Annotated in this window: 25 protein-coding genes; 15 read left to right on the top strand and 10 right to left on the bottom strand. The window is 62.6% G+C overall.

Going from position 1 to position 24,847, the window contains the following annotated elements; translation table 11 throughout:
* Positions 1-273: 273 nt before the first annotated feature.
* Complete coding sequence (locus F3H26_RS05825; protein ID WP_188127709.1) at positions 274-1,488, bottom strand: tyrosine-type recombinase/integrase; 1,215 nt, start codon at positions 1,486-1,488, stop codon at positions 274-276.
* Between the two features lie 387 nt (positions 1,489-1,875).
* Here F3H26_RS05825 and F3H26_RS05830 point away from each other — a divergent pair, with 387 nt between their 5' ends.
* The 8 genes from F3H26_RS05830 to F3H26_RS05865 all read left to right on the top strand — a co-directional run bounded on the left by F3H26_RS05830 (position 1,876) and on the right by F3H26_RS05865 (position 10,325).
* A complete protein-coding gene (locus F3H26_RS05830) occupies positions 1,876-2,394 on the top strand; it encodes a hypothetical protein (RefSeq protein WP_149775117.1) in 519 nt (172 codons plus the stop codon).
* 228 nt (positions 2,395-2,622) lie between these two features.
* Positions 2,623-3,651, top strand: a complete 1,029-nt coding sequence (locus F3H26_RS05835) for a zinc-binding dehydrogenase (RefSeq protein WP_149775118.1) — start codon at positions 2,623-2,625, stop codon at positions 3,649-3,651.
* Between the two features lie 81 nt (positions 3,652-3,732).
* A complete protein-coding gene (locus F3H26_RS05840) occupies positions 3,733-4,608 on the top strand; it encodes a branched-chain amino acid ABC transporter permease (RefSeq protein WP_149775119.1) in 876 nt (291 codons plus the stop codon).
* Between the two features lie 4 nt (positions 4,609-4,612).
* Complete coding sequence (locus F3H26_RS05845; RefSeq protein ID WP_149775120.1) at positions 4,613-5,710, top strand: branched-chain amino acid ABC transporter permease; 1,098 nt, start codon at positions 4,613-4,615, stop codon at positions 5,708-5,710.
* Positions 5,707-6,471, top strand: a complete 765-nt coding sequence (locus tag F3H26_RS05850) for an ABC transporter ATP-binding protein (protein WP_149775121.1) — start codon at positions 5,707-5,709, stop codon at positions 6,469-6,471. Before F3H26_RS05845 ends, F3H26_RS05850 begins: the two co-directional genes overlap by 4 nt.
* Positions 6,468-7,241 carry an ABC transporter ATP-binding protein gene (locus F3H26_RS05855; RefSeq protein ID WP_149775122.1) on the top strand — a complete coding sequence of 258 codons (774 nt, stop codon included), beginning with the start codon at positions 6,468-6,470 and terminating at the stop codon, positions 7,239-7,241. Before F3H26_RS05850 ends, F3H26_RS05855 begins: the two co-directional genes overlap by 4 nt.
* Before the next feature lie 5 nt (positions 7,242-7,246).
* Positions 7,247-9,133 carry an AMP-dependent synthetase/ligase gene (locus F3H26_RS05860; protein WP_149775123.1) on the top strand — a complete coding sequence of 629 codons (1,887 nt, stop codon included), beginning with the start codon at positions 7,247-7,249 and terminating at the stop codon, positions 9,131-9,133.
* Between the two features lie 31 nt (positions 9,134-9,164).
* Positions 9,165-10,325: an ABC transporter substrate-binding protein gene (locus F3H26_RS05865; protein WP_149775124.1), complete on the top strand. Its 1,161-nt coding sequence runs from the start codon at positions 9,165-9,167 to the stop codon at positions 10,323-10,325.
* A gap of 70 nt (positions 10,326-10,395) precedes the next feature.
* On the opposite strand, the gene rpsI is transcribed toward F3H26_RS05865, so the two are convergent.
* The 3 genes from rpsI to F3H26_RS05880 form a co-directional block, all read right to left on the bottom strand.
* Positions 10,396-10,881 (bottom strand): 30S ribosomal protein S9, encoded by a 486-nt coding sequence (gene rpsI, locus F3H26_RS05870; RefSeq protein WP_149775125.1) that lies wholly within the window; start codon positions 10,879-10,881, stop codon positions 10,396-10,398.
* A gap of 6 nt (positions 10,882-10,887) precedes the next feature.
* A complete protein-coding gene (gene rplM / locus F3H26_RS05875) occupies positions 10,888-11,346 on the bottom strand; it encodes a 50S ribosomal protein L13 (protein WP_149775126.1) in 459 nt (152 codons plus the stop codon).
* 163 nt (positions 11,347-11,509) lie between these two features.
* The gene (locus F3H26_RS05880; RefSeq protein WP_149775127.1) at positions 11,510-12,913 is read right to left on the bottom strand and encodes an aminotransferase-like domain-containing protein; all 1,404 of its coding nucleotides are present in this window, start codon (positions 12,911-12,913) and stop codon (positions 11,510-11,512) included.
* 99 nt (positions 12,914-13,012) lie between these two features.
* Between F3H26_RS05880 and F3H26_RS05885 the strand changes: the two genes are divergently transcribed.
* On the top strand, positions 13,013-13,240 hold the full coding sequence (locus F3H26_RS05885) for a DUF1127 domain-containing protein (protein WP_188127710.1): 228 nt from the start codon (positions 13,013-13,015) through the stop codon (positions 13,238-13,240).
* A gap of 61 nt (positions 13,241-13,301) precedes the next feature.
* Here the strand turns inward: F3H26_RS05885 and F3H26_RS05890 are convergent, their stop codons facing one another.
* Positions 13,302-13,745 carry a PaaI family thioesterase gene (locus F3H26_RS05890; protein ID WP_149775128.1) on the bottom strand — a complete coding sequence of 148 codons (444 nt, stop codon included), beginning with the start codon at positions 13,743-13,745 and terminating at the stop codon, positions 13,302-13,304.
* A 58-nt stretch (positions 13,746-13,803) separates the two neighbouring features.
* On the opposite strand from F3H26_RS05890, the gene F3H26_RS05895 reads away from it, so the two are divergent.
* From F3H26_RS05895 to gluQRS, 4 genes are all read left to right on the top strand, one after another.
* Positions 13,804-14,589, top strand: a complete 786-nt coding sequence (locus tag F3H26_RS05895; protein ID WP_149775129.1) for an enoyl-CoA hydratase — start codon at positions 13,804-13,806, stop codon at positions 14,587-14,589.
* Positions 14,590-14,862: 273 nt separating this feature from the next.
* Positions 14,863-16,230 carry a methylenetetrahydrofolate--tRNA-(uracil(54)-C(5))-methyltransferase (FADH(2)-oxidizing) TrmFO gene (gene trmFO, locus F3H26_RS05900; protein ID WP_149775130.1) on the top strand — a complete coding sequence of 456 codons (1,368 nt, stop codon included), beginning with the start codon at positions 14,863-14,865 and terminating at the stop codon, positions 16,228-16,230.
* Between the two features lie 9 nt (positions 16,231-16,239).
* Positions 16,240-16,854 carry a class I SAM-dependent DNA methyltransferase gene (locus F3H26_RS05905; RefSeq protein WP_149775131.1) on the top strand — a complete coding sequence of 205 codons (615 nt, stop codon included), beginning with the start codon at positions 16,240-16,242 and terminating at the stop codon, positions 16,852-16,854.
* Positions 16,851-17,756: a tRNA glutamyl-Q(34) synthetase GluQRS gene (gluQRS, locus tag F3H26_RS05910; protein ID WP_149775132.1), complete on the top strand. Its 906-nt coding sequence runs from the start codon at positions 16,851-16,853 to the stop codon at positions 17,754-17,756. Before F3H26_RS05905 ends, gluQRS begins: the two co-directional genes overlap by 4 nt.
* 10 nt (positions 17,757-17,766) lie before the next feature.
* Here gluQRS and hisI read toward each other — a convergent pair whose 3' ends face one another.
* The gene (gene hisI / locus F3H26_RS05915; protein ID WP_149775133.1) at positions 17,767-18,156 is read right to left on the bottom strand and encodes a phosphoribosyl-AMP cyclohydrolase; all 390 of its coding nucleotides are present in this window, start codon (positions 18,154-18,156) and stop codon (positions 17,767-17,769) included.
* Between the two features lie 48 nt (positions 18,157-18,204).
* Here hisI and F3H26_RS05920 point away from each other — a divergent pair, with 48 nt between their 5' ends.
* Together F3H26_RS05920 and F3H26_RS05925 are read left to right on the top strand one after the other, a co-directional pair.
* Complete coding sequence (locus F3H26_RS05920) at positions 18,205-18,657, top strand: iron-sulfur cluster assembly scaffold protein (RefSeq protein WP_149775134.1); 453 nt, start codon at positions 18,205-18,207, stop codon at positions 18,655-18,657.
* Between the two features lie 57 nt (positions 18,658-18,714).
* Positions 18,715-19,353 (top strand): MarC family protein, encoded by a 639-nt coding sequence (locus F3H26_RS05925; RefSeq protein WP_149775135.1) that lies wholly within the window; start codon positions 18,715-18,717, stop codon positions 19,351-19,353.
* Positions 19,354-19,537: 184 nt separating this feature from the next.
* Here F3H26_RS05925 and F3H26_RS19835 read toward each other — a convergent pair whose 3' ends face one another.
* The 4 genes from F3H26_RS19835 to ctrA all read right to left on the bottom strand — a co-directional run bounded on the left by F3H26_RS19835 (position 19,538) and on the right by ctrA (position 24,823).
* Positions 19,538-19,660: a hypothetical protein gene (locus F3H26_RS19835; protein ID WP_262504552.1), complete on the bottom strand. Its 123-nt coding sequence runs from the start codon at positions 19,658-19,660 to the stop codon at positions 19,538-19,540.
* 111 nt (positions 19,661-19,771) lie between these two features.
* Positions 19,772-21,862: an ATP-dependent DNA helicase RecG gene (recG, locus tag F3H26_RS05930; protein WP_149775277.1), complete on the bottom strand. Its 2,091-nt coding sequence runs from the start codon at positions 21,860-21,862 to the stop codon at positions 19,772-19,774.
* Positions 21,859-23,985 (bottom strand): NAD-dependent DNA ligase LigA, encoded by a 2,127-nt coding sequence (ligA, locus tag F3H26_RS05935; RefSeq protein ID WP_149775136.1) that lies wholly within the window; start codon positions 23,983-23,985, stop codon positions 21,859-21,861. The genes recG and ligA overlap by 4 nt, the downstream gene beginning before the upstream one ends.
* Before the next feature lie 121 nt (positions 23,986-24,106).
* Entirely contained in the window at positions 24,107-24,823 is a 717-nt protein-coding gene (gene ctrA, locus F3H26_RS05940; RefSeq protein WP_149775137.1) for a response regulator transcription factor CtrA, read from the bottom strand.
* Positions 24,824-24,847: the final 24 nt, after the last annotated feature.

Below are 24,847 nucleotides of genomic sequence, written 5' to 3' on the forward strand. Positions count from 1 at the left end.
AAAACGCCGGTTGCAACATCAAGCCGCTGCCGCCTAAACTCAGACAGAAACCGAACCAGAGCCTCCGTTACGAAACTGCTTGCGCTGTCCGAAAAACTCTGACGACGGACAAGTTCGAATAAGCACAGGAAAAAACACCTGCCAACGGGCTCCCGATGGCAGGGCAAAACGTAAATTTCCCAATGGGTTGGCTGTTGGATTGGGGGTTTAGGTACGGGAATTCATATGAATTGCGCTTTTTGGGGACGGAAATGCTAAGCGTCTGTTTTTCAACTATTCTTTTTTCAGGAATTTTTCCCAGGCAACCATCATCTTGCGGCGGCGCTCCAGGGCATCGGTCCGGCGGTTGGCGCGCACGACTATGCTGTCGACGTTATGGGCCAGCGCGAGTTCCGCCATGTGGTGGTCACAGCCTTCTTCTGCGGCCCAATCGCGGAAGGTTGAGCGCAGCCCATGCGGGACAGCGGGCGCGCCGCTCTTGGCGTCAACATAGCCGGGGCCGCCTTTTGCCAGATCGGCCTGATGCATCTTCCGCATGACGGACGACAAGGCCATGTCAGACAGCATGCCGCCCTTGGCTCCAAAAAACACATAAGGCGAGCCCTCAAGCCGGGGAAGTTCCTTCAGCAAAGCAATCATGGTCGGGGTCAGCGGAACGCGATGCTGCCGCCGCGCCTTCATGCGCGCGGCTGGAATGGTCCAATGACCCGCCTCAAAGTCCACTTCATCCCGGGTCATGCCGCGTATCTCACCTGAGCGCGAGGCCGTGAGCGCCGCAAATTGAAGCGCCTTGATCGACATGCCGTCCCGACTCGCAAGATCGGCCCACCGGCGCCCGGTGTCACTCTGCGCCAGCGCAGGGTGATGCTTCACGGTTGCGACCTTGCTGGGTTTGGGCAAAACCTCCGACAAGTTGCCCTTCCAGCGCGCCGGATTGTCGCCGGTGCGCAACTCGTTCAGGGTTGCCCAGGACAACACCTTCTCAATGCGTCCACGCAAGCGACTGGCGGTTTCGGTCTTCTCTTCCCAGATCGGCTTGAGAACCGAGACAACATCCGTGACGTCGATGGTTTCCACCGGCATATGCCCGATCACCGGAATGGCGTAGGTGTCCAGGGTCGCGCGCCACTGCTTCTTGTGTTTCTCGCTCCGAAATTCCGCAAGCTTGGCCTCTAGGTACTTTTCCACGACGCTGGCAAAGTCCGTGGCGATCCTGGCTTTGCGTTTCTCTGCCAGAGGATCGCCCCCAAGATACGCCTTGCGCTTGTTTTCAGCCGCCTGTTCCCGCGCCATCGACAATGTGACGAGGGGATAGCCGCCAAGGCCGATCTCGCGGCGCTTGCCGGAAATCACGATCCGCTGAATCCAGTATTTGCGGCCATCCTTGTCTATTCTCAGAAACAGGCCGTAGCGGCTGTTGTCGAAGTATTTCCCAGGCTTGGTTACGTTCTTTACAAAGGTTGCCGTCAGGGGTTTGCCTGCTGCCATGAGTCTGCGAGGTCCACTTTCTGGTCCATCAGTTTATCCCCCATTTGATGCTGGAAACCACCGGAACTCACAAGACCATTTCGGAGGCTAACCCGGAAAGTTATTGTTTATTATATTAGCCTTATAGGCTTCACGCGGATCACACAGGATCACCTCATGGCTGCCTGTCTCTCCGCCATCATCGCCCCGAAATCGCATTGCAGTACGCGGCATGGATGAATCCATCGTGCCCTATTCCCGCGGCGGCATGATCTTGCCGACCCATCCGCACCGATCAGCGCCCGGCGGCTCAAACGCGGATCGGGGAAGAAAAACACGGGTTTTCCCCTTTGAACCCAACTAGTTTGGGCGCATCTCGATACCCTGCATCCCAAAAGGAGACCCGTGATGTCCCGCCTTATCCTTGTTGCCGTCATCGCCGTTCTTGGCGTCGGCGCCTACATGTATTTGAATCAACCCGAACCCACTCCGGCCGAGAAACTTGAATCGGCCGCGCAGCAGGCCGGAGAGGCCATCGGCGACGCCGCGACCGCCGTGACCGAAGCCGCAGAGCAAGCCCTTTCGGAAGCCGGGGATCAAGCCAGCGAAGCGGCGTCCTCGGTCGTCGATCAGGCCTCGGAAACCGCCGAGCAGGCGGGGCAGGCCGCCACTGATCTTGCCGATCAGGCCAGCGATCAGGTGGCCGCTCTGGCAACCCAGGGGACCGAGCTGATCAACACCTGGGTTCAGGAGGGCATGCTGACCGCGGATCAGTTCGACTATGACAAGATGGTAGACGAGGTGCGCAACAGCCAACTGAGCCAGGACATCCAGACCAAGGTCATCGCCATTCTGGACGAGATCAAGGCCGCCCCGGAAACCGCTGCCCTGAAACTGCAGGAATTGCGCAACCTTCTGACCCAATGAGGCTTTCCCGGGCCATCCGGCAGCTTGGCCCGGGATGCCCAACCCACCCGAGCGGCTTCCGTAACGTAATGGAACGGGTCGATTGACGGACATGACCGCATTTGTTTGGCTTGGCCCTTACAGGCTGCCTTGAACGGCTGTGGCCCTGGTTGATCCGAGCGGGCGGGCAATCCACCCGCCTGTGAGGGGCCGCGTTGGATCAGGGAACGACCCAAGAGGAAGAGCAAAGTGACCGAGCTGCCCAAAACCATGTTCGCCGTCGTGCAGAAATTCGACGGATACGCCAAAACCGCCACCGGTCCCGTGATCGAACAAGCCTCGGACTGGCTGGAAGAGGTCGAAATCCCGGTGCCCGTTCCCGGCCCCGACCAGGTTCTGATCCGTCTGCGCGCGGCGTCGGTGAACCCGTCCGACATTCACTTCATCAAGGGCGAATACGGTCAGCCGCGCATCAAGGGCGCCCCGGCCGGGTTCGAGGGCTGCGGCGACGTGGTCGCCACCGGAACAGGGGCCGAGGCCCTGATGGGCCAGCGTGTGGCCTTCGTCGCCTCGGGTTCGGGCGCCTGGGCCGAATATGCGCTGACCCAGGCACAGATGTGCATCCCCCTGCGCCCCGAGATCTCGGATGATGACGGGGCCGCCCAGATCGTGAACCCGCTGACCGCGATGGCGATGGTCGATATCGCCAAATCGGCCGGAGAATCCTTCGTCGTCTCGGCGGCGACCAGTCAGTTGGGCAAGTTGATGTGCGGGCTGGGGCGCGATCTGGGGCTGAAGCCCATCGCCATGGTGCGCCGGGCCGAGGCGGTCGAATTGCTGAAATCCCACGGCGCGGCCGAGGTTCTTGTGACCACCGACGGCGATGTCGTAGAGCAATTCGCACAGGCCAGCGCCACGCTGAAGCCGCGTGTGTTTCTGGATGCGGTCTGCGACCAGCTGTCCGAGCAGATCTTCTGCGCCATGCCCAACGGCGCGCGCTGGGTCAGCTACGGCAAGCTGAGCACCGAGGCCCCGCGTCTGACCCAGATGGGGCAGTTGATCTTCATGAGCAAACGGATCGAAGGCTTCTGGCTGACGCAATGGATGATGTCCACGCCGCCCGAAGACCAGATGCGCGTGGTGGCCGAGGTGCAGGCCCGGTTTGCCGACGGGCGCTGGAAAACCGACGTGTCCACGCACCTGCCGCTGCGAAATATCGTATCCGGTCTGGCCGATGCGCTGAAAAAGAGTGACGGAAAGGTCATCATCACGCCATAGTAGAATACGCGCCCCGGAGATTGGAGGAGATCCGGGGCACACACAAAAGTTGCCGGGCCAACCGGCGATTGGGAGGAGAATTTGGACAACGCACAGCTGCTGATCAGCGGGCTGGCGAATGGCTGTGTCTACGGCCTGATCGCGCTTGGCTTCGTGCTGATCTACAAGGCGACCGAGGCCGTGAACTTCGCCCAGGGCGATTTCATGATGCTGGGCGCTTTCGTCACCATCGGGCTGACCAATACCGAATATATGGGCCTGCCCTTCTGGCTGGCCCTGCCCATCTCGCTGGGGATCATGGGCGCGCTGGGGTATCTGCTGGACCGGCTGATCATCCGCCGCCTGTTCGGGGAAAGCCAGACCGCCGTGGTCATCCTGACCATCGCCCTGGGCTTCGTGATCCGCTTTGTCGCCGGGCTGATCTGGGGGCACGAGCCGCAGACGCTGGAAAACCCGCTGGCCGGCAAGGAGGTCCGCTTTGGCGGGCTGGTCCTGGGGATGGAGGACGTGGCGGTCATCGTCGTGACCGTGCTGCTGACCTGGGGGCTCTATGTGTTCTTCAGCAAGACCAAGCTGGGGCTGGCGATGCAGGGCGCCTCGCAGAACCAGCTGGCGGCCTATTACATGGGCATCCCGGTCAAGCGCGTGCAGGGGTTCATCTGGGGTCTGGCGGGTGTCGTGGCCGGGATCGCTGGCATCCTGTTCGCCGCCAAGGGCTCGGTCGACCCGACCACCGGGCTGCTGGGGATCAAGGCCTTTGCGGCCGCGGTCATCGGCGGGTTCGGCAGCCTGCCCGGAGCCCTGGCGGGCGGTCTGATCGTTGGTGTGATCGAACCCTTCGCCAGCCGCTACATCGCGGCGGGCTACAGCCAGATCGCGCCTTATGCGCTGTTGCTGGCGGTGCTGATCTTCCGTCCGCACGGCCTGTTCAGCCAGGTCCGGGTCAAGAAGGTCTGAGCGCATGAGGATCGTTTTCAAAACCGACTACATGCAGGACATCCGCCCCTGGAAGGACGGATACCAATTGTCGCTCTACCTGATCCTGCTGGCGGTGGTCTTTGCCGCGCCGTGGTGGCTGGACGCGTTCTATCTGGGTGAGCTGACGAACGTTCTGATCTGGGCCATCGCCGGGCTGGGCCTGATGATCCTGACCGGGCATACCGGCCAGGCCAGCCTGGGCCACGCGGCGTTTCTGGCCTTTGGCTGCTATGCCAACGTGATCCTGATCGAGTCCGGCGTGCCGTTTCTGGTGGCCTTTCCGCTGGCCGGCATTCTGACCGGCATCGCCGGGGTCACGGTCGCCATCCCTGCCCTGCGGCTGCACGGCATCTATCTGGCGATCTTCACCCTGGCCCTGTCGATCCTGATGGATGACCTCATCGTTCTGGCCGAGCCGATCACCGGCGGCGTGGCGGGCAAGTACATGGGCGGAGTCGAGATTTTCGGCCATCTGGTCGATCGCTGGGGCACGCCCGAGCAGTTCTACTGGCTGGTGCTGGCCGTCACGGTTCTGGTCACGCTGGGCTACATCAACCTTCTGCGCACGCCGCTGGGGCGCAGCTTCATCGCGGTGCGCGACTCGGAAGTGTCCGCGCAGGCGATGGGCATCGACATCGCGCGCACCAAGACCGTGTCCTTTGCCCTGTCCTGCGCCGTGACCGGATGGGCGGGGGCGCTGATGGGCCTTTATGCCGGGGCCTTCAACAACGAAACCTTCAGCGTGGTGATCTCGATCCAGCTGCTGATGATGATCGTGATCGGCGGGCTGGGCTCGATCCACGGCGCGTTTCTGGGCGCCATCGTCATCGGGTTTCTGCCGCAGTTCCTGTCGATCGCCAAGGAATACGCGGGCGCCCTTTTCGGTGGCGGAACCGTCGCCATTCCGGGGCTGGAGTTCGGCATCTTCGGCATGATCCTGATCGGCTTCATCCTGTTCGAGCCGATGGGCATCTATGGCCGCTGGCTGAAAATCCGCACCTGGTTCGAGCTGTTCCCCTTCTACCGCAAGGACATGTTCAAGCGGCAGAAATCCTATCTCAAGACGGAGCGCCTGAGATGAGCCTGCTGGAATTCGAGAACGTCACCCTGAAATTCGGTGGCCTGACGGCGGTGAACGATCTGTCCTTTTCGGTCGAGGAAGGCGAGGTATTTGCCATCGTCGGCCCGAACGGGGCCGGCAAATCCACGGTGTTCAACCTGATCTCGCGTTTCTACGACCCATACGCGGGCCAGATCCGGTTCGACGGGCACGATCTGCTGCAGGTCAAGCCCTCGGGCGTGGCCGCCTATGGTGTCGCGCGCACCTTCCAGAACATCGAGCTGTTCGAACATGCCACCGTGTTGCAGAACCTGCTGGTCGGGCGGCACCGCCACCGGCGGACCAATCTGCTGTCCGAGGTGTTCTTTACCCCCTCGGCCCGCCGGCAAGAGCTGGAGAACCGCGAGAAGGTCGAAGAGATCATCGATTTCCTCGATCTGCAGGCCTATCGCGACAAGATGATCGCCGGCCTGCCCTATGGCGTGCGCAAGGTGGTCGAGGTTGCGCGTGCGCTGGCCACCGACCCCAAGCTGCTGCTGCTGGATGAACCGGCCTCGGGGCTGTCGGTCGAGGAAACAACCGACATGCGCTGGTGGATCGACGACATCCGGCGGCAGATGGGGATCACGGTGCTGATGGTCGAACATGACATGGGGCTGGTCTCGGGCGTGTCCGACCGGGTGCTGGCCATGGCCGATGGGGCGAAACTGGCCCTTGGGACACCTGCGCAGGTGCAATCGCACCCTGCCGTCGTCGAAGCCTATCTGGGGAAAGCCTCATGAGCGCACCGATCCTGAGCATCCGCAACATCGAAAGCTTCTATGGCCCGATCATGGCGATCCGCGGCGTGTCGCTGGACGTGCATCCGGGCCAGATCGTCTCGATCCTGGGCGCCAACGGGGCGGGCAAGACGACGCTGATGAAGACCGTCTCGGGCGTGATGGACCCGGAAAAGGGAACGATCACCTTCGACGGCGAGGAAATTCAGGGGCTGGAGCCGCACAAGATCGTCCAGAAGGGCATCGTGCATGTGCCCGAGGGGCGCGAAGTTTTCCCGCTGCTGACGGTGAACGAGAACCTCAGCCTGGGGGCCTATACCCTGCATGACAAGGCCCAGATCGAGCGCGACCGCGAGATGGTGTTTTCCTACTTCCCGGTCCTGAAGGAACGCCGCAATCAAGAGGCCGGCACCCTGTCGGGCGGGCAGCAGCAGATGCTGGCCATCGGCCGCGGCCTGATGGCCAATCCGCGCATCATGCTGCTGGACGAACCCTCTCTGGGCCTGTCGCCGCTGCTGGTGCAAGAGATCTTTGGCATCCTCAGACGTTTGAACGACGAACAGAAAATGACCATGATTCTGGTCGAGCAGAACGCCAACGCCGCGCTGGAACTGGCCGATCATGGTTATGTCATGGAGGTCGGGCGCATCGTGATGGACGGCCCCGCCGACGTGCTGATGCGGTCCGAGGACATCCAGAACTTCTATCTGGGCGTGCAGGAGGAAGGCGCGCGGGAAAACCGCCGCTGGAAACGCAAGAAGACGTGGAGGTGAGCCGGATGAACATGACCACCCTGCCCCCGCAGACCACCATCAACGGCGTCCAGTTCAACGCAACCCCCGGCCAGCGCCCCGTGCGGGTCGATGGCTGCGTCACCATCCCCGAGCTGTTCCAGAAACGCTGTGCCGCCTTGGGCGACCGCACCGCGCATCGGGAAAAGGATCTGGGCATCTGGAAATCCTATTCCTGGGCCGACTATTGGCAGCACGCCAAGTGGATCGGGCTGGCGCTGCGCAAGCTGGGGCTGCAGCGCGGCGAGGTCGTCTCGATCCTGTCCGAGGACCGCAAGGAATGGGCGTGGTTCGATCTGGGTATCCAATGCGTCGGCGGCATCGCCTCGGGCGTCTACACCACCGATTCCGCCAGCCAGTTGAAGTATCTGGTCAATGACAGCGACAGCCGCTTTCTGATCGTCGAGGACGAAGAGCAGCTGGACAAATTCCTGGACATCGAAGACGAGGTGCCCGGCCTGTTGAAGGTCATCATCCTCGAGGACGAAGGCCTGCACGACCTGGCCCATCCCCGCTGCATGATGATCGAGGATCTTTACGCCCTCGGCCGGGAGGCCGAGCGCGAAGAACCGGGCCGCTTCGAGGCGGAAATCGCGCTGACCACGCCGCAGGACACGGCGCTGCTGATCTATACCTCGGGCACCACCGGCATGCCCAAGGGCGCGATGCTGAGCAACGAAAACATCATGGCCGCGATCGAATGCGGCGCACGCTGCCTGCCCGCGCTGGAGACGGATGAGCAGCTTTGCTTTCTGCCGCTGTGTCATATCCTTGAACGCGACGTGTCGATCTATTTCCCGCTGGCCTCGAAATGCACGGTGAACTTCGCCGAAAGCCCCGAGACGGTCTTTGCCAACCTGCAGGAAGTGTCGCCCTCGACCTTCACCGCCGTCCCGCGCGTGTGGGAGAAGATCTATTCGCAAGTGCTGATCATGGCGCAAGAGGCCACCCCGGCCGGGCGCGCCGCCTTTGGCATGGCGCTGAAGGCCGGGATGAAACGGGCCGAATACAGTCTGCAGGGCAAACCGGTGCCACCGGCGGTGGCCGCGAATTTCTGGCTGTGGGACCGGCTGGTGCTGCGCAACCTGCGCCGGATGCTGGGCATGGACCGGCTGCGGCGCGGCGGGTCCGGTGCGGCCCCGATCTCGCCCGAGCTGCTGAAATGGTACTGGGCCATCGGCGTGCCGCTGGTCGAGGGCTTCGGCATGACCGAGACCTCGGGCATCGCCACGCTGAACACGCCCGAGGCCAACCGCATCGGCACCATCGGCAAGCCCGCACCGGGGATCGACCTGCGCATCTCGGACGAGGGCGAAATCCAGATTCGCGGCCTGAACGTGTTCCAGGGCTATTGGCGCAACAATGCCAAGACCGCCGAGACCTTCACCGCCGATGGCTGGCTGCGCACCGGCGACATGGGGCATGTGGACGAGGACGGCTATGTCACCATCACCGGCCGCCTCAAGGACATCATCATCACCGCCGGCGGCAAGAACATCACCCCGGCCGAAATCGAAAGCCGGTTGAAGTTCTCGCACTACATCTCGGACGCGGTGATCATCGGCGACCGCCGCAAGTATCTGACCGCGCTGATCATGATCGATCAGGAAAACGTCGAGAAGTTCGCGCAGGACCGCAAGGTGCCGTTCTCGAACTTCGCCTCGCTCTGCGCTGCAGCCGAGGTGCGCGAACTGATCGGTGCCGAGGTTGCGGCCGTGAACAAGGAATTCGCGCGCGTCGAGCAGATCAAGGATTTCCGTCTGATCGACGTGCTTTTGACCGCCGAAGATGACGAACTGACCGCGACGATGAAACTGAAACGCGGCCTGGTGGAAAAGAAACACGCGCATCTCATTGAAGACATGTACAAATAGAACAGGGATCAATCCCAAGGGAGGAAGACACATGACCAAAGCAATCAGACGGCTGGCGGCAGCAACCGCCCTGTCCGCAATGGCCTCGGTGGGCTGGGCCGATACGCAAGGCGTGACCGATGACGAAATCGTCATCGGCTCGGTCAATGACCTCAGCGGCATTTTTGCCGCCGTCGGGGTTCCGGCCACCAAGGGCGCGAACGTGGTGTTCGACCGGGTCAACGCCAATGGCGGCGTGCATGGCCGCAAGATCCGCTATGTGGTCGAGGACAACGGTTACCAGATGCCGCGCGCGATGCAGGGCTACAACAAGCTGCTGAACCGCGACAAAGTGTTTGCGATGTTGCAATCGCTGGGCACGCCGATGAATCTGGCCGGGTTCAAGTTGCTGGACCCGAAGGGCATTCCCAACGTCGCCCCCCTGTCGGCCGCGCGGCAGATGCTGCAGGAACCGATGAAGAACAAGTTCACTTCGTTTTCCAGCTACTTTGACCAGGCGCGCGTGGGCGTGAAATACTTGGCGCAGGAATTCGGTGGCGACAAGGTCTGCACGATGTATCTGCCCACCGATTTCGGCAAGGAAATCCTGGAAGGCAGCCAGGAAGGCGCCAAGGAAGCCGGCATTACCTTTGCCGCGGAAACCACTCACAAACCTGACGAAACAGATTTCGTAGGCTCGTTGAGCAAACTGAAGGAAGAAGGCTGCGACATCGTCACCATCGCCCTGGGCGTACGGCAGGCCATCACCGTGGTCGGCACCGCCAAAAAGATGGGCCTGACCGACATGAAGTTCCTGGGCACCTCGGCCAGTTTCCTGACCGTGGTGGCACAGGTGCCGGGTGGCGTGACCGACGGTTTCTACGCCGCCGCCTCGTGGCAGGACCTGTGGGCCCGCGCGGATGAACCCGCCCCCAAGGCCTTCATCGAGGAATACAAGGCGGCCACCGGCGAAGACCCGGTGGGCTTTTCGATGCTGGGCTATGCCGCCGCCGAAATGATGGTCAAGGCGCTGGAGGCCGCCGGCCCCGACCTGACCCATGAAAGCTTTATCGCGGCGATGGAGTCACTGGACTATCAGGATGATCTGGTGGGCAACCACATGACCTTTGGCCCCGATGACCATCAGGGCGCCGATACCGTCTATGTCAGCGTGGTGGAAAACGGGGCGTGGAAGAAAGTGCACGAGGAATAACACGAACTTCCGACCAAGAAAAAAGGGCTCGCGGATGCGAGCCCTTTGCATTTTGTGCCCTCGGCCGCGATTAACGCTTCGAGAACTGGAACGAACGGCGGGCTTTGCGCTTGCCGTATTTCTTGCGTTCCACGACGCGGCTGTCGCGGGTCAGGAAGCCGGCGGCCTTCAGCGCTCCGCGCAGGCTGGGATCGTACAGCTGCAGCGCTTTCGAGATGCCGTGCTTGACCGCACCGGCCTGACCGGTCAGGCCACCGCCCTTGACGGTTGCCACAACGTCGAATTCACCTTCGACACCGGCAACCTGGAACGGCTGGCGCAGGATCAGCTGCAGAACGGGGCGTGCAAAATACACGTCCTGGTCTTTGCCATTCACGGTGACCTTGCCGGAACCCGGCTTGATCCAGACGCGGGCAACAGCGTCTTTACGCTTGCCGGTTGCATAAGAGCGACCCAGTTCGTCACGCACGGGCTCGCGCACGACGGTTTCTTCGGCCACGGTTTCAACGCCTGCGACGGCGCTCAGCTCTTCGAGAGTATTGATCTGATCAGCCATCGGTCATTAGCTCCGGGTGTTTTTCTTGTTCATGGATTTGACATCCAGAACTTCGGGGGCCTGGGCTTCGTGCGGGTGCTCGGCACCGGCGTAGATGCGCAGGTTGGTCATCTGCTTGCGCGACAGACGGTTGCCCGGCAGCATGCGCTTGACGGCCTGATAGACCACGCGCTCGGGGTGCGCGCCTTCCAGGATCTGCTGCTTGGTGCGCGACTTAATGCCACCCGGATGGCCGGTGTGCCAATAGAACTTTTCGTCACGCTTCTTGCCGGTCATCTGCACCTTGTCGGCGTTGATGACGATGACGTTGTCGCCCATGTCCATGTTCGGAGTGAACGACGGCTTGTGCTTGCCACGCAGACGCATGGCGACGATCGAGGCAAGACGGCCCAAAACAACGCCCTCGGCGTCGATCAGGATCCACTTCTTGTCGATGTCTGCAGGAGTTGCAGAGAAGGTTTTCATGTCAGGACAATCCTGTTTGATGTGAAAGTCCGCCCCTGCCGAGGCGGCCCGAATTCGATGGATGGGTATCTAGACGCAAGGAAACTTCAGGTCAAGCGACGCCACACAGTTTTTCATGTTTGTTTTCATACCGTTACGAAATAGGTAGCATTTTACCCCATTTTCAGACGCTGATCTGCTCGGGCGGATTGTCCAGCAGTGTGCGCAGGCGCAACATGGCTTCTTCGAATTTCCGCAGAGAGACGTGTCCGTTCATCGCGATGCGTACCGCGTTGGGGGCGCGCCCGTCCCGCAGGGCGAATTCGTCGGCGGATCGAATCTGAATTCCCTCGCGTTCGGCCGCGCGACTGAAAGCAGCGGCGCGCCAGCCTGAGGGAAGGTACAGCCAGACAAAGGGAATTTCCGGATCCCAGTTCAAATCGAACCCGCCCAAGGCATTCACTGCGACGCGCACATACTCTCCCATCTTCTCCCGCACATCCCGCGCCAGCCGACGGGCCGCGGGATCGGTCAGCAGCAGACGGGTCAGTTCGGCCAAAGGCTGGGCAAGGCCGAAATAGCCGTATTCCGCCGACCGGCGCAGATCACTGCTGCGGTCCCGCGGAGCGATGGCGAAACCCACACGCAGGGCCGGCGTCAGGGTCTTGGAAATGGACGAGACATGCCAGCCCCGCTCGGGAGCCAGCGCCCGATAGCTGGGCGCGCGCGCCTCGCCCATGCGATAGCAATCGTCCTCGATGATCTGCAGGTCGTGCCGTCGGGCGATCTCGACCACTTCCTGACGCCGCTCCAGCGGCGTGTGCCCGCCGGTCGGGTTCTGCACCTCGGGCGAGACGCAGATCGCCTGCGCCGGAGTCTGGCGCAGGACATGATCCAGCGCATCGGGGTCGATGCCCCATTCATCCATCTTCACCCCGATGACTTCCGCCCGCATCAGCTCGCCGGCGCGGCGGAACCCGGCATAGGACAGGTCCTCGACCAGAACCACGGGTTTCGGCCCGCGCAATACGGTCTGAAACACAACGCACAACCCGCTTTGGCCGCCATGGGTCAACACGACGTCGTCGGCGTTCAAAGCACCAAGCGGCAGATCGGAAAGCCAGTCGACCACCGCCTGCCGCACGCCCTGGTAGGCGTCGCGGGTGGGATAGTTCATGAACAGGGCCGGATCGCTCTGCGCCACCCGGGCCAGACAGGACCGGATCAGCGCCACCTGCCCCACATCCGGCAGACGGGGGCTGAACAGGCTGACATTGGCGTCGTATTTGTCATCGCGCAAATGCAACTGCCGCGACCATACGTCATCCAGCAGAGGTGTCCTGGGCGGCGCCACGAATGTACCACGTCCAACCTCGGCGCTCAGCAACCCTTCCTCGGTCAGGATCGAATAGGCCCGCGCCACCGTACCAGGGGTGATCTTCAGCCGATAGGCCAGTTCGCGCACCGGAGGCAGTTTCGCTCCGACCTTTAGCGTGTTGTTTTCTATGGCTCTTCGGATCGTGTCCGCCACAAGCGTATATTTGGGCCCCTTAGACTTCGGCAACGCCTGCGGCCAAATTGTATCCATTACAATTCTTCCTTTGCCTTCATCGCAATCCCAAGTGTACCACGTCAATGTACCGAGCATTAAAGTTTTGTGTCAATACAATTTTGAAAGGATACCCAGATGACACGCGCAATGCACACCTCCGCCCTTCTGCTGCTGAACGACAGCCCGCGGCTGCCGTTGGTCGCCGCATTGGCCGTACGGTTTGCGGCGACTGTCACCACATGGGAACGCCGGCGCCGCAGCCGCATCAATCTGGGCAAGCTGGATGATCGCCTGCTGCGCGATGTCGGGCTGACCCGCCGCGAGGCGGACCGCGAAAGCCGGCGCCATTTCTGGATCGGATGACGCATCCCCAGTCCCGTTCGCGGGACCTCTTCCTGGGCCGGGGTCAGTCCCCGGCCTTTTTTCATCCAAACGCCGCCGCAGCCGAGCCTTCGGGGGGCAGCGAGTAGGTCATGCTGGCCCGGGCGCAGGGGGCCTCGGCCCCGTCCGAATACATCAGCACGTCCCCCACGGCCAGCGACCGCCCCAGCTTGAGCAACCGGCAATGCGCGATCAGATCGGTGCCACCTTCGGGCTTGCGCAGGAAATCCATCGAACTGTTGGTGGTCACCGCCAGCGATTGCCGGCCCTTTCGCGCCAGCACCATCGAATAGACGCACACATCGGCCAGGGCGAACATCGAAGGCCCTGAGACCGTGCCGCCCGGGCGCAGGTGCCGGTCCTCGACGACCAGGCGCATGGTGATCGTGTCCTCGGTCAGGTCTTCGACCACGAAATCCTGATGCACCTGCGGAAAGACCTGCGCCAGATACTGCGACAGTTCTTCCTTGTTCAAGGCCAATGACATGCTTCCCCTCCTCGATTTGCCGACCTAGAGTTGGCCCGACAGCCAGCGGGAGGGCAAGATGGCAATTTTGGAACGTAACGACACCGGGGCGATCGCTCATCTGACACTGAACGCGCCCGAGCGGCTGAACGCCCTGAGCGACGAGATGCTGGCCGCGCTGCAGACCGAACTGGACGCCCTGCGCGATGACCGGTCCATCCGCGCGGTGATCCTGTCGGGCGCGGGCAAGGCGTTCTGCGCCGGCCACGACCTGAAACAGATGACGGCGGGCCGTCAGGCCGAGGACGGCGGCAAAGCCTATTTCACCGACCTGTTCAACCGTTGCGCGCGGATGATGATGTCGATCCAGTCGCTGCCCCAGCCGGTGATCGCGCAGGTCCACGGGATCGCCACCGCAGCAGGATGCCAGCTGGTGGCAACCTGCGATCTGGCCATCGCGGCGGACAGCACCCGGTTCGGCGTGAACGGCGTGAATATCGGCCTGTTCTGCTCGACGCCGATGGTCGCGCTCAGCCGCAACATCCCGCGCAAGCAGGCCTTTGAAATGCTCACCACCGGCGACTTCATCCCGGCCCACCGCGCCGCCGAGCTGGGCCTGATCAATCGCGCCGTCCCCGAAACCGATCTGCGACAGGAAACATGGGCGCTGGCGGAAAAGCTGGCCTCGAAACTGGGGGCTGCCGTCAAGATCGGCAAACAGGCGTTCTATGAGCAGATCCAGATGCCGCTGGAACAGGCCTATGCCTATACCGGAGAGGTAATGGCACAGAATATGATGCACCGCGACACCGAGGAAGGAATTTCCGCCTTCATCGAAAAACGTCCGCCCAATTGGACGCAATGACGCAAAGGTGATCAGCAAAATTCTCGACTGTTCGCATTTTTGCACTTCCCAAAAGGGCAACTCTGTGGCTAAGCTGAGTCAGAGCCGAGGCTCTGACATTCTTTTGGGTCGCCGTGGGCGGAAGGTCCCTCCAGCCGGTCTCTCTCACTGGCGCTAAGATTCCCGCAGCGGCGACCCCAAGATTTACCCTTACCTTCAATAGCTTGACGCCGCTGTGCGTGTGTCTGCGGCTGACCGTTGCGCAACCGGCCTGCGTGGCTTATGTGAACGCGCATGACACAGAAATTGCATATCGTGGGCGGCGGCATGGCCGGATCCGAGGCCGCGTGGCAGGCCGCCGAGATGGGCGTGGACGTCGTGATCCACGAAATGCGCCCGCAAACCGGCACCTTTGCGCATCAGACCGGCAACCTGGCCGAGATGGTGTGTTCGAACTCGTTCCGGTCGGACGATGACGAGCAGAACGCCGTCGGCCTGCTGCATTGGGAGATGCGCGCGGCCAACGGGCTGATCATGGCCAGCGCCGATGCCCACCGCCTGCCCGCCGGCGGCGCCCTGGCCGTCGACCGCGAGCCCTTTGCCGAAACCGTCACCGCGCGCCTGAAAGCGCACCCCAGGGTCAGCGTCAGCCATGAAGAGGTGACCGAACTGCCGGACCAGGGCCACTGGATCTTTGCCACCGGCCCTCTGACCTCGCCCGCCCTGGGTCAGGCAATCCAGCGCGAGACCGGCGCCGAGGCGCTGGCCTTTTTCGACGCGATCGCCCCGATCGTCTATGCCGACACGATCGACATGAGCAAGGCGTGGATGCAGTCGCGCTATGACAAGGGCGAGACCGAGGAAGAACGCACCGCCTATCTGAACTGCCCGATGGACCGCGACCAGTACGAGGCCTTCATCGACGCGCTGCTGGCCGCCGACAAGACCGAGTTCCACGAAGGTGAAACCGCCGGCTATTTCGACGGCTGCCTGCCGATCGAGGTGATGGCCGAACGGGGCCGCGAGACCCTGCGCCACGGGCCGATGAAACCGGTTGGCCTGACCAATCCGCACCAGCCGGACGTCAAACCCTATGCGGTGGTTCAACTGCGCCGCGACAACGCCCTGGGCACGCTGTTCAACATCGTCGGCTTCCAGACCAAGATGAAATACGGCGCGCAGACCGAGGTGTTCCGGATGATTCCGGGGCTCGAGAATGCCAGCTTTGCTCGGCTGGGCGGCATCCACCGCAACACCTTCATCAACTCGCCCACCTTGCTGGACGCGCAGATGCGGCTGAAATCCAGGCCCAACATCCGGTTCGCCGGACAGATCACAGGGGTCGAGGGCTATGTCGAAAGCGCCGCGATGGGGTTGCTGGCCGGACGTCTGGCGGCGGCCGAGATTCTGGGCCACCCCCTGCCCCCGGTCCCGCAGGACAGCGCCATGGGCGCGCTGATCCATCACATCACCGGCGGGGCCGAGGCCAAGACCTTTCAGCCGATGAACGTCAATTTCGGCCTGTTCCGGCCGGTCGACGGGTTGAAAGGCGGACGGCGCGGCCGCAAGGACCGCTACAAGGCCTATACCGACCGCGCCAAGGCCGCATGGCAGGCGTGGCTGGCCCAGGCCGACTGGACGCAGGACGCCGCGCCCGCCTAGACTGAGCGCATGAGCAAGAAATATCTCGACAAGACCTATGGCCTTAACTCGCCCCAGGAAACGCAGGCGCATTATCAGAAATGGGCCGCGTCCTACGAGGATGAAGTGGCCGAACACGGCTATGCCACGCCGGGCCGCGTGGCCGAGGCGCTGTGGGACAGGTTCCCACACCCGCAGGAACCCATTCTGGATTACGGCTGCGGCACGGGTCTGTCGGGCGTGGCGCTGCACAAGGCCGGATTTCGCGTGATCGACGGTATGGACCCGACCCCGCGCATGTTGGAGGGTGCCGAGGCCAAAGGCGTGTATCGCAGCCTGACCCCCTTCGAGATCACCGACCCCAGCCCTGTGCACCCCGGCGCCTACCGCGCCATCACCGCAATCGGTGTGATCGGTGCCGGCGCCGAGCCGCCCGATACCTTCGACATGTTGATGAAGGCTTTGCCCAAAGGGGGACTGCTGGCCTTTTCGTTCAATGACCACACCCTGCAGGATCCCGCCTATACCGCGCGCCTGAGCGAATGGCTGGACATCGGCGCCGCGCGGCTGCTGTTTCGCGAACACGGGCCTCATCTGCCGGGACTAGACCTGAAGTCCGACGTTTATATCGTTGAAATACTGTGACATTCATCACCCGTTTCGCCCCATCTCCAACCGGCCCGCTGCATCTGGGGCACGCCTATTCCGCGCTGCTGGCGCATGACATGGCCCGCGCCCGGGCCGGGACATTCCTGCTGAGGGTCGAGGACATCGACCAGAGCCGCGCCCGTCCGCATTGGGAGGCGCAACTGAAGGACGATCTGACCTGGCTGGGCGTCAGCTGGCCCGAACCGGTCATGCGTCAATCGGACCGTTTGGACGTGTATCAACGCGCGTTGGACGCGTTGTGGGCGCGTGGACTGCTGTATCCCTGCACCTGCAACCGCCGTGACATCGCCGCAGCCGCCAGCGCGCCGCAGGAAGGCCAGCCGATGCTGGGCCCGGACGGGATCGTCTATCCCGGAACATGCCGCGCAGGCTGGACCCCCAAGTCCGCGCGCCAGCCGCGACCCACCGACCTGCCCTTGCGCCTGAACATGTCCGAGGCGCTACATCAGATCAATTCCGCCCCTCAACCGTCTGTCAACAAAACCGATTTACCGCTGGCCTTCATCGAGGACGGCCACGGCCCCGCTGGAGAGACCGGAACGATAACCATCTCGGCCGACCATCTGCGCCGTGGCGTCGGTGACGTGGTTCTGTCCCGGCGCGGAATGGGCACCTCGTATCACCTGTCGGTGGTTCTGGACGATGCCGCGCAGCAGATCACCCATGTGGTGCGCGGGCAGGATCTGTTCGAGGCCACCTGCATCCACGTGGTGCTGCAACGTCTGCTGGAACTGCCGACGCCGATCTATCACCATCACCGCCTGATCCGCGATGACGCGGGCAAGCGGCTGGCCAAACGCGACGACGCCCGCGCAATCGCGAAATATCGCGAAGAAGGCGCCTCACCGCAGGACATCCGCGAAATGGTCGGGTTGTGAGGCGCGGCCGTCAGGCCAACGGCGACATCAATTCGACCTCATCGCCATCGCGGACGGCGGTGTAGAAGCAGCTGCGCCGATTTGTGTGACAGGCCGGGCCGGTCTGATCGACCAGAACCAGCAGGCAGTCGCGGTCGCAATCCACCCGCAGATCGACCAGCTTTTGCACATGGCCCGAGCTTTCGCCCTTGATCCAGAACGCCTGGCGCGAGCGCGACCAATAGGTCACGCGCCCGGTGTCCAGCGTCTTGCGCACGGCCTCGGCATTCATCCACGCCATCATCAGCACCTCTCCGGTGTCGTGCTGCTGGGCGATGGCGGGGATCAGCCCCGCTTCGTTGAATTTCAGCGTTGACGGGTCAAACGAGACGGCGCGCGACATGGCAAAAACCTTTTGCATCCCAGAACATGGCCACTATGTATGGGGAACAGGCTGCGAGGGGAACCCATGTCCGGCGAAACCGATCTGATCAAGCTTTATTCCGGCCGGATTCTCGAACTGGCCGCCGACATCCCGCATCTGCAGCGCCTGAAAAGCCCGGATGCGACCGTCAAGAAACGCTCACCGCTCTGCGGGTCGACCATTGCGGTGGACGTCAAGGTGAAGGACGGCCGGATTTCCGAGTTCGGTCAGGATGTGAAAGCCTGTGCGCTTGGGCAGGCCGCGGCCTCGGTGGTCGGAGGCGCCGTGATCGGTGCGACGCGCGATCAGATCGAGCAGGCACGCGACCAGCTTGCGGCCATGCTCAAGCAGAACGGCCCCGCCCCCGACGCGCCTTTCGACGGGCTCGAGGTGCTGATGCCCGCGCGCGACTACAAGAACCGCCACGCCTCGATCATGCTGGCGCTGGACGCCACGGCCGAGGCCATGGCGCAGGCCGAACAGGCCAATTGCGCCTGAACATGGAGTTTTCAGCACGTTGCATGTAACCTCCGAGCATATTTGCCGGAGATTTCAATGAATAGTCTGCTCGAACATTTCGTGACGTTGTGGGTCGTCATCGACCCGATCGGCACCATTCCGGTTTTCATCGCCGTGACCGCCGGCATCGAGGCTGCCGCCCGCAGACGGACCGCCCTGCAAGCGATACTTGTCAGCGCGGGCGTGCTGCTTTTCTTTCTGGTGTTCGGGCAATTGCTGATCGAGGCGCTGGATATCGGCCTGCACTCATTCCAGGTGGCCGGCGGGATCATCCTGTTTCTGTTCGCCCTGTCGATGATCTTTGGCGAAAGCAAGCCCGAGCTTGACCAACGCGTGGCCGAGGAAGACCGGCAGGACCAGATGCACCAGCACAACCCCGCCATCTTCCCGCTGGCAGTTCCGTCTCTGGCCTCGCCCGGAGCGATGCTTGCCATCGTCATCCTCACCGACAACCACCGCTACAGCCTGGTCGATCAGGGCATCACCGCGCTGGTCATGCTGGCGGTGCTGGCCGCCGCCTTTGTGCTGATGCTGCTGGCCGAGCCGATCATCCGCCTGATCGGCCATTCGGGCGCGGCCATCATCAGCCGCGTGATGGGCATGATCCTGGCCTCGGTCGCGGCCAACTCGGTTCTGTCGGCGCTGCTGGAAATCATCAAGACGGGACAATTGTAAAAAAAAACCGCCGCTCCTTCCGGGCGAAAGGGCGGCGGCAGTCATGCGTGTCTCGTGTGGGGTCCGGTTTCCGCGCGGGGCCGAGGCACGGCCCCTTCAAGGGGTTTGGGACAGGCAGGTCACCCTTGACTGAGATGGGGATGACAGCGCGGCGCTATCGGCACGAGATCGCAGGCAGAAAGGGTCAGAACCCGACAGGCAGATGCAGCGCCACCATCAGCATCACGATCAAGGACGCCGCGCCGGCTGCATCCTGCAGCAGCGTGCTCTGCGAACGGCTGATTGCGGTCTTGATCTGGCTCAGCATGGCGTCTCCTCCGGTCGGGCCTTAATCTTTTGTTGACCTTTTGTTCTCATATTTCCCCGAGTCGGTAAAGAACTTTTTGAGAACATTTGTGAACTTACTGGGGGATTTTGCCTAACCTACTGAAATCAAACGGATCGCCTGATCCCGTTTCATCAGCCACAGAAGAACGCGCGCCGCCTTGCCGCGCTCGGAGGTCAGCTTGGGGTCGGCGGACAGCAACGCACGCGCATCCGTTTGCGCGATCTCCATCAATCCGGCCTGCCTCTCTAGGTCGGCGATCTGGAACCGCGGCAAGCCGGACTGCGCCGTCCCGATCAGGTCGCCCGCTCCGCGCATTTCAAGATCGGTCTGCGCGATGCGGAATCCGTCCTCGGTTTCGCGCAGCACTTCCAGCCGCCTGCGCCCGCCCTCGCTCAGCGGGGGTTGATACATCAACAGGCATGTCGAGGCCCCCTCGCCGCGCCCGACCCGCCCGCGCAATTGATGCAGCTGCGCCAGGCCAAAAATCTCGGCGCGTTCGATGACCATGATCGTGGCATTGGGCACGTTCACGCCGACTTCGATCACCGTCGTGGCAACCAGAACTTTGGTCTGCCCCGCCTGAAAGGCCGCCATGGCCGCGTCTTTCTCGGACGGAGGCATCTGGCCATGCACCAACCCGACCACGCCTTCGCCCAATTGCGCCCGCAGATGTTTGAACCGCTCCTCGGCGGCTGTCAGATCCGAAACCTCGGATTCATCCACCAGGGGACAGACCCAATAGCATTGCCGCCCCTCGCCGATCGCACGCCGCAGATGGTCCACCACCTCGTTCATGCGCTGCGTGCTGACGATCGCGGTCTTGACCGGTTTGCGCCCGGGCGGCTTTTCATCAAGCACCGACACGTCCATGTCGCCATATTGCGCCAGCGCCAGGCTGCGGGGGATCGGCGTGGCGGTCATCACCAGAACGTCGGCGCCCCTGCCCTTTTCCGCCAGCTCCATCCGCTGGCGCACCCCGAACCGGTGCTGTTCGTCCACGATGGCCAGCCGCAGATCCTTGAACGCGACATCGCTTTGGAACACCGCGTGTGTTCCGACCAGAATCTGGATCTCCCCGGCCTGCAAGGCCGCCAGTTTCGCGCGCCGCTCGGCGCCTTTGTCGCGCCCGGTCAGGATTTCCAGCACCACACCGGCATCTTCGGCCAGCGGGCGCAGCCCTTCCAGGTGCTGACGGGCCAGGATCTCGGTCGGCGCCATCATCACGCCCTGACCGCCAGCCTCAACCGCGATCAACAAGGCCATGAAAGCCACCAACGTCTTGCCCGCGCCGACATCGCCCTGAAGCAACCGGTTCATCCGCGCGTCCGAGCCCATGTCGGCGGCGATCTCGCGGATTGCGCGCTGTTGTGCCTGCGTCGGTTGATAGGGAAGTTTTTTCAACACCTTGGACTGCAAAGCGCCGGTGCCGACGCTTACGATCCCGCGCGACTTGCGCTCGCGCTGTCGGGCCAGCGCCAGGGTCAGTTGATGCGCGAACAGTTCATCATAGGCCAGACGCTCGCGCGCAGGCGCGAATGGGGCGACGTCATCGGCACCGCGCGGTCTGTGAGCGGCGCGGATCGCGTCAGGCCAGGACGGCCACCCCTGCCGCTGAACCAGCGCCGGATCCGACCATTCCGCCAGATCCGGCACCCGGGCCAGCGCGCTTTGCGCCGCCTTGAAGGCCGTTTTCTGCGTCACCCCCTGGGTCAGGTGATAGACCGGCTCGAATTCCGGGATCGACCCGGCCTGATCAACCGGGACCACATGATCGGGGTGAACCATCTGGGCCGTACCGTCGAACAGTTCCAGCTTGCCCGAAATCACCCGCCGCGACCCTTCCGGCAGGATTTTCTTCAGGTAGTCGCCGCGCGCATGAAAGAACACAAGCTGGAAATCGCACTGGCTGTCCTGCACGAACACCCGATAGGCGCCGCCCCGGTTGCGAGGAGGCCTATGGGCACCCACGGTCACTTCGACGGTCAGGGTCGCCGGCAGGTCAACGCCGCGGATCGTGTCGCGTCTGCGCCGGTCGATCACCGCGTAAGGCAAGGCGAACAGCAGGTCGCGCGGCGTCTCGAGCCCCATCTGGCCCAGCAGACGGGCCGTCTTGGGGCCGACGCCATCCAGCGTCTCGAGCCCCGCAAACAGGGGGTACAGCTGTTCCGGACGCCCGCTCATGCGTCCCCGATCAGGTGCAGCCATTCATCTTCGTCCAGGACCTTGATCCCCAATTCGGCCGCCTTTTTAGCCTTGGATCCGGCCCCCGGACCGGCGACCACGATATCGGTTTTCTTGCTGACCGAGCCGGACACCTTGGCCCCCAATGCCTCGGCCCGGGCCTTGGCCTCGGCCCGGGTCATCTTCTCGAGCGTCCCGGTAAACACGATGGTCTTTCCCGCCACCGGGCTGTTGCTGGTATCGGGCCGGACTGCATCCAGCACGTTCAACTGCGCCACCAGGTCGTCGATGGTTTTCCGCTCGGCCTCTTGCGCGAATGTCGACACCAGGGTGCGGGCCATCACCTCACCCACGCCGTCGATATTCAGCAGTTCCTGCCATTCGGGGCCTTCAAAATCGCCTGCGGCGGTCATCGCATTCTCAAACGCCTCCCACGAGCCATAGTGGTTGGCCAGAAGGTTCGACGCCGCCTCGCCCACATGGCGTGTTCCCAGCGCGAACAACAGCCGAGCCAGCGGAACGGTGCGCTTTTCGTCGATCGCGGCCCACAATTTGGCGACGCTCTGCCGGCCCCAGCCCTTGCGGTTGGCCAGTTTGTTCAGGTTCTTCGCGTCACGTTGCTGCAGCGTGAAGATATCCACCGGAGTTTTCACCGGCAGGTCGGGGTCGTCATAGAACATCTCGATCTGCTTGGCGCCCAAGCCTTCGATGTCGAAAGCCTTGCGCGACACGAAATGTTTCAGCTTTTCAACGGCCTGCGCCGGGCAGATGACCCCACCCGTACAGCGGCGCACTGCGTCGCCCTCCTCTCGGATGGCGTCGCTGCCGCATTCGGGGCACTTGGTCGGAAACTCGAACGGCGCGGCCCAGTCGGGGCGTTTGCTCAGATCGACATCGGCGATCTTTGGAATCACGTCGCCGGCACGATAGACCTGCACCCAGTCGCCGACGCGGATATCCTTGCCATCGCGGATCACATTGCCCTTGGCGTCACGTCCGGCGATATAGTCTTCATTGTGCAGCGTGGCATTCGATACGACCACGCCCCCCACGGTCACCGGGTGCAGGCGCGCAACCGGGCTGAGCGCGCCGGTTCGGCCGACCTGAATGTCGATCGCCTCGAGCCGGGTCCAGGCCGTTTCGGCGGGAAACTTGTGCGCGATCGCCCAACGCGGCGTTGTCGAGCGAAAGCCCAACCGCGCCTGCAGCGCCAGGTCGTTCACCTTGTAGACGACGCCATCGATGTCATAGCCCAGTGTCGCGCGCTGTTCTTCGATCGCGCTGTAGTGGGCCAGCATCTCATCGACCGTGCGACACAGTTGCGTCAATTCGTTGGTGGCAAACCCCAAGGCGGCCAGCCGGGACAGGCCATCGACCTGGGTGCGGCCCAAGGGTTCGGACAGCTCGCCCCAGGCATAGGCGAAGAACCGCAGCGGGCGCGACCGGGTGACTTCCGGGTCCAACTGGCGCAGCGAACCCGCCGCCGCGTTTCGGGGGTTGGCAAACAGCTTGCCCCCGGTTTCGGCTTGCCTTTGATTCAGCAGGGCAAAATCCTCGTGCGACATGTAGACCTCGCCTCGGACCTCAAGGATCTCGGGCGCGCCGGTGAGAGTTTTCGGAATGTCGCGGACAGTCATGGCGTTGGCGGTGACGTTCTCGCCAACCTCGCCGTCGCCGCGGGTCGCGGCCTGAACCAACGTGCCGTCTTCATAACGCAGGGACAGGGACAACCCGTCAATCTTCGGCTCGGCAGTGAATTCAGGCACGTTGTCTTCTGGAAGCCCAAGGTATTTCTGGACCGAGCGAACGAAATCCCGCACATCCGCATCGTCAAACGCGTTGCCCAACGACATCATTCGAACCGCGTGACGTACCTTTTCGAACCCGTCCGACGGGCGGGCGCCGACCTGTTCGCTCGGGCTGTCCGGTCGTTTCAGATGCGGAAACCGCGCCTCGATTTCCTGGTTTCGGCGCTTCAGCGCATCATATTCCGCGTCGGAAATCTCGGGCGCGTCCTGACCATGATACAACTCGTTGGCACGCGTCAGCTCGGACGCCAGTCGCGCCAGCTCTTCCTTGGCCTGGTCTTCGGTCAGGTCTTGCACGGGAATCGGATTGCTCATGGCCTCGCCCTGTCATGTCTGGTTGGCACCAGTGATAGGGCGAGGCCATGGCCAGGTCCAGACGTGCCGAGCCGTGAGTGGAATTGCCGCCCTGGACCTCCGGCGGCGTGTTCGAGGCCGATCAGGCGCCGACGGCCAGGCGGTTTTCTTCGATGCCGTCCTTCTGGGGGTCGCGCAGCACGTATCCCCGCCCCCAGACCGTCTCAATATAATTGTCGCCGCCGGTGGCATTGCTCAGCTTCTTGCGCAGCTTGCAGATGAAGACGTCGATGATCTTCAGTTCCGGCTCGTCCATCCCGCCATAGAGGTGGTTGAGGAACATCTCCTTGGTCAGGGTCGTGCCCTTGCGCAGGCTGAGCAGTTCCAGCATCTGGTATTCCTTTCCGGTCAGATGCACGGCCTGCCCGTCCACCTCGACGGTCTTGGCATCCAGGTTCACCGCGATCTTGCCGGTGCGGATGATCGATTGCGAATGCCCCTTCGACCGTCGGATGATTGCGTGGATCCTGGCCACCAGTTCTTCGCGGTGGAATGGTTTCGTCAGATAGTCGTCAGCCCCGAACCCGAAGCCCTTGATCTTGCTTTCGGTATCATCCGCCCCCGACAGGATCAGGATCGGCGTTTCGACCCGTGCTATGCGCAGCTGGCGAAGCACTTCATGACCGTTCATGTCCGGCAGATTCAGATCCAGAAGGATCAGATCATAGTCATACAGTTTCGCCAGATCGATCCCTTCCTCGCCCAGATCCGTCGCATAGACGTTCAGGTTGGCATGTGTCAGCATCAGTTCGATGCTTTTCGACGTTGTGGGATCATCCTCGACAAGAAGTATGCGCATTCTGCTGCTCCAGTTCAGGTCAGT

The sequence above is a fragment of the Ruegeria intermedia genome (assembly GCF_900129345.1).
Lineage (GTDB): Bacteria > Pseudomonadota > Alphaproteobacteria > Rhodobacterales > Rhodobacteraceae > Ruegeria > Ruegeria intermedia.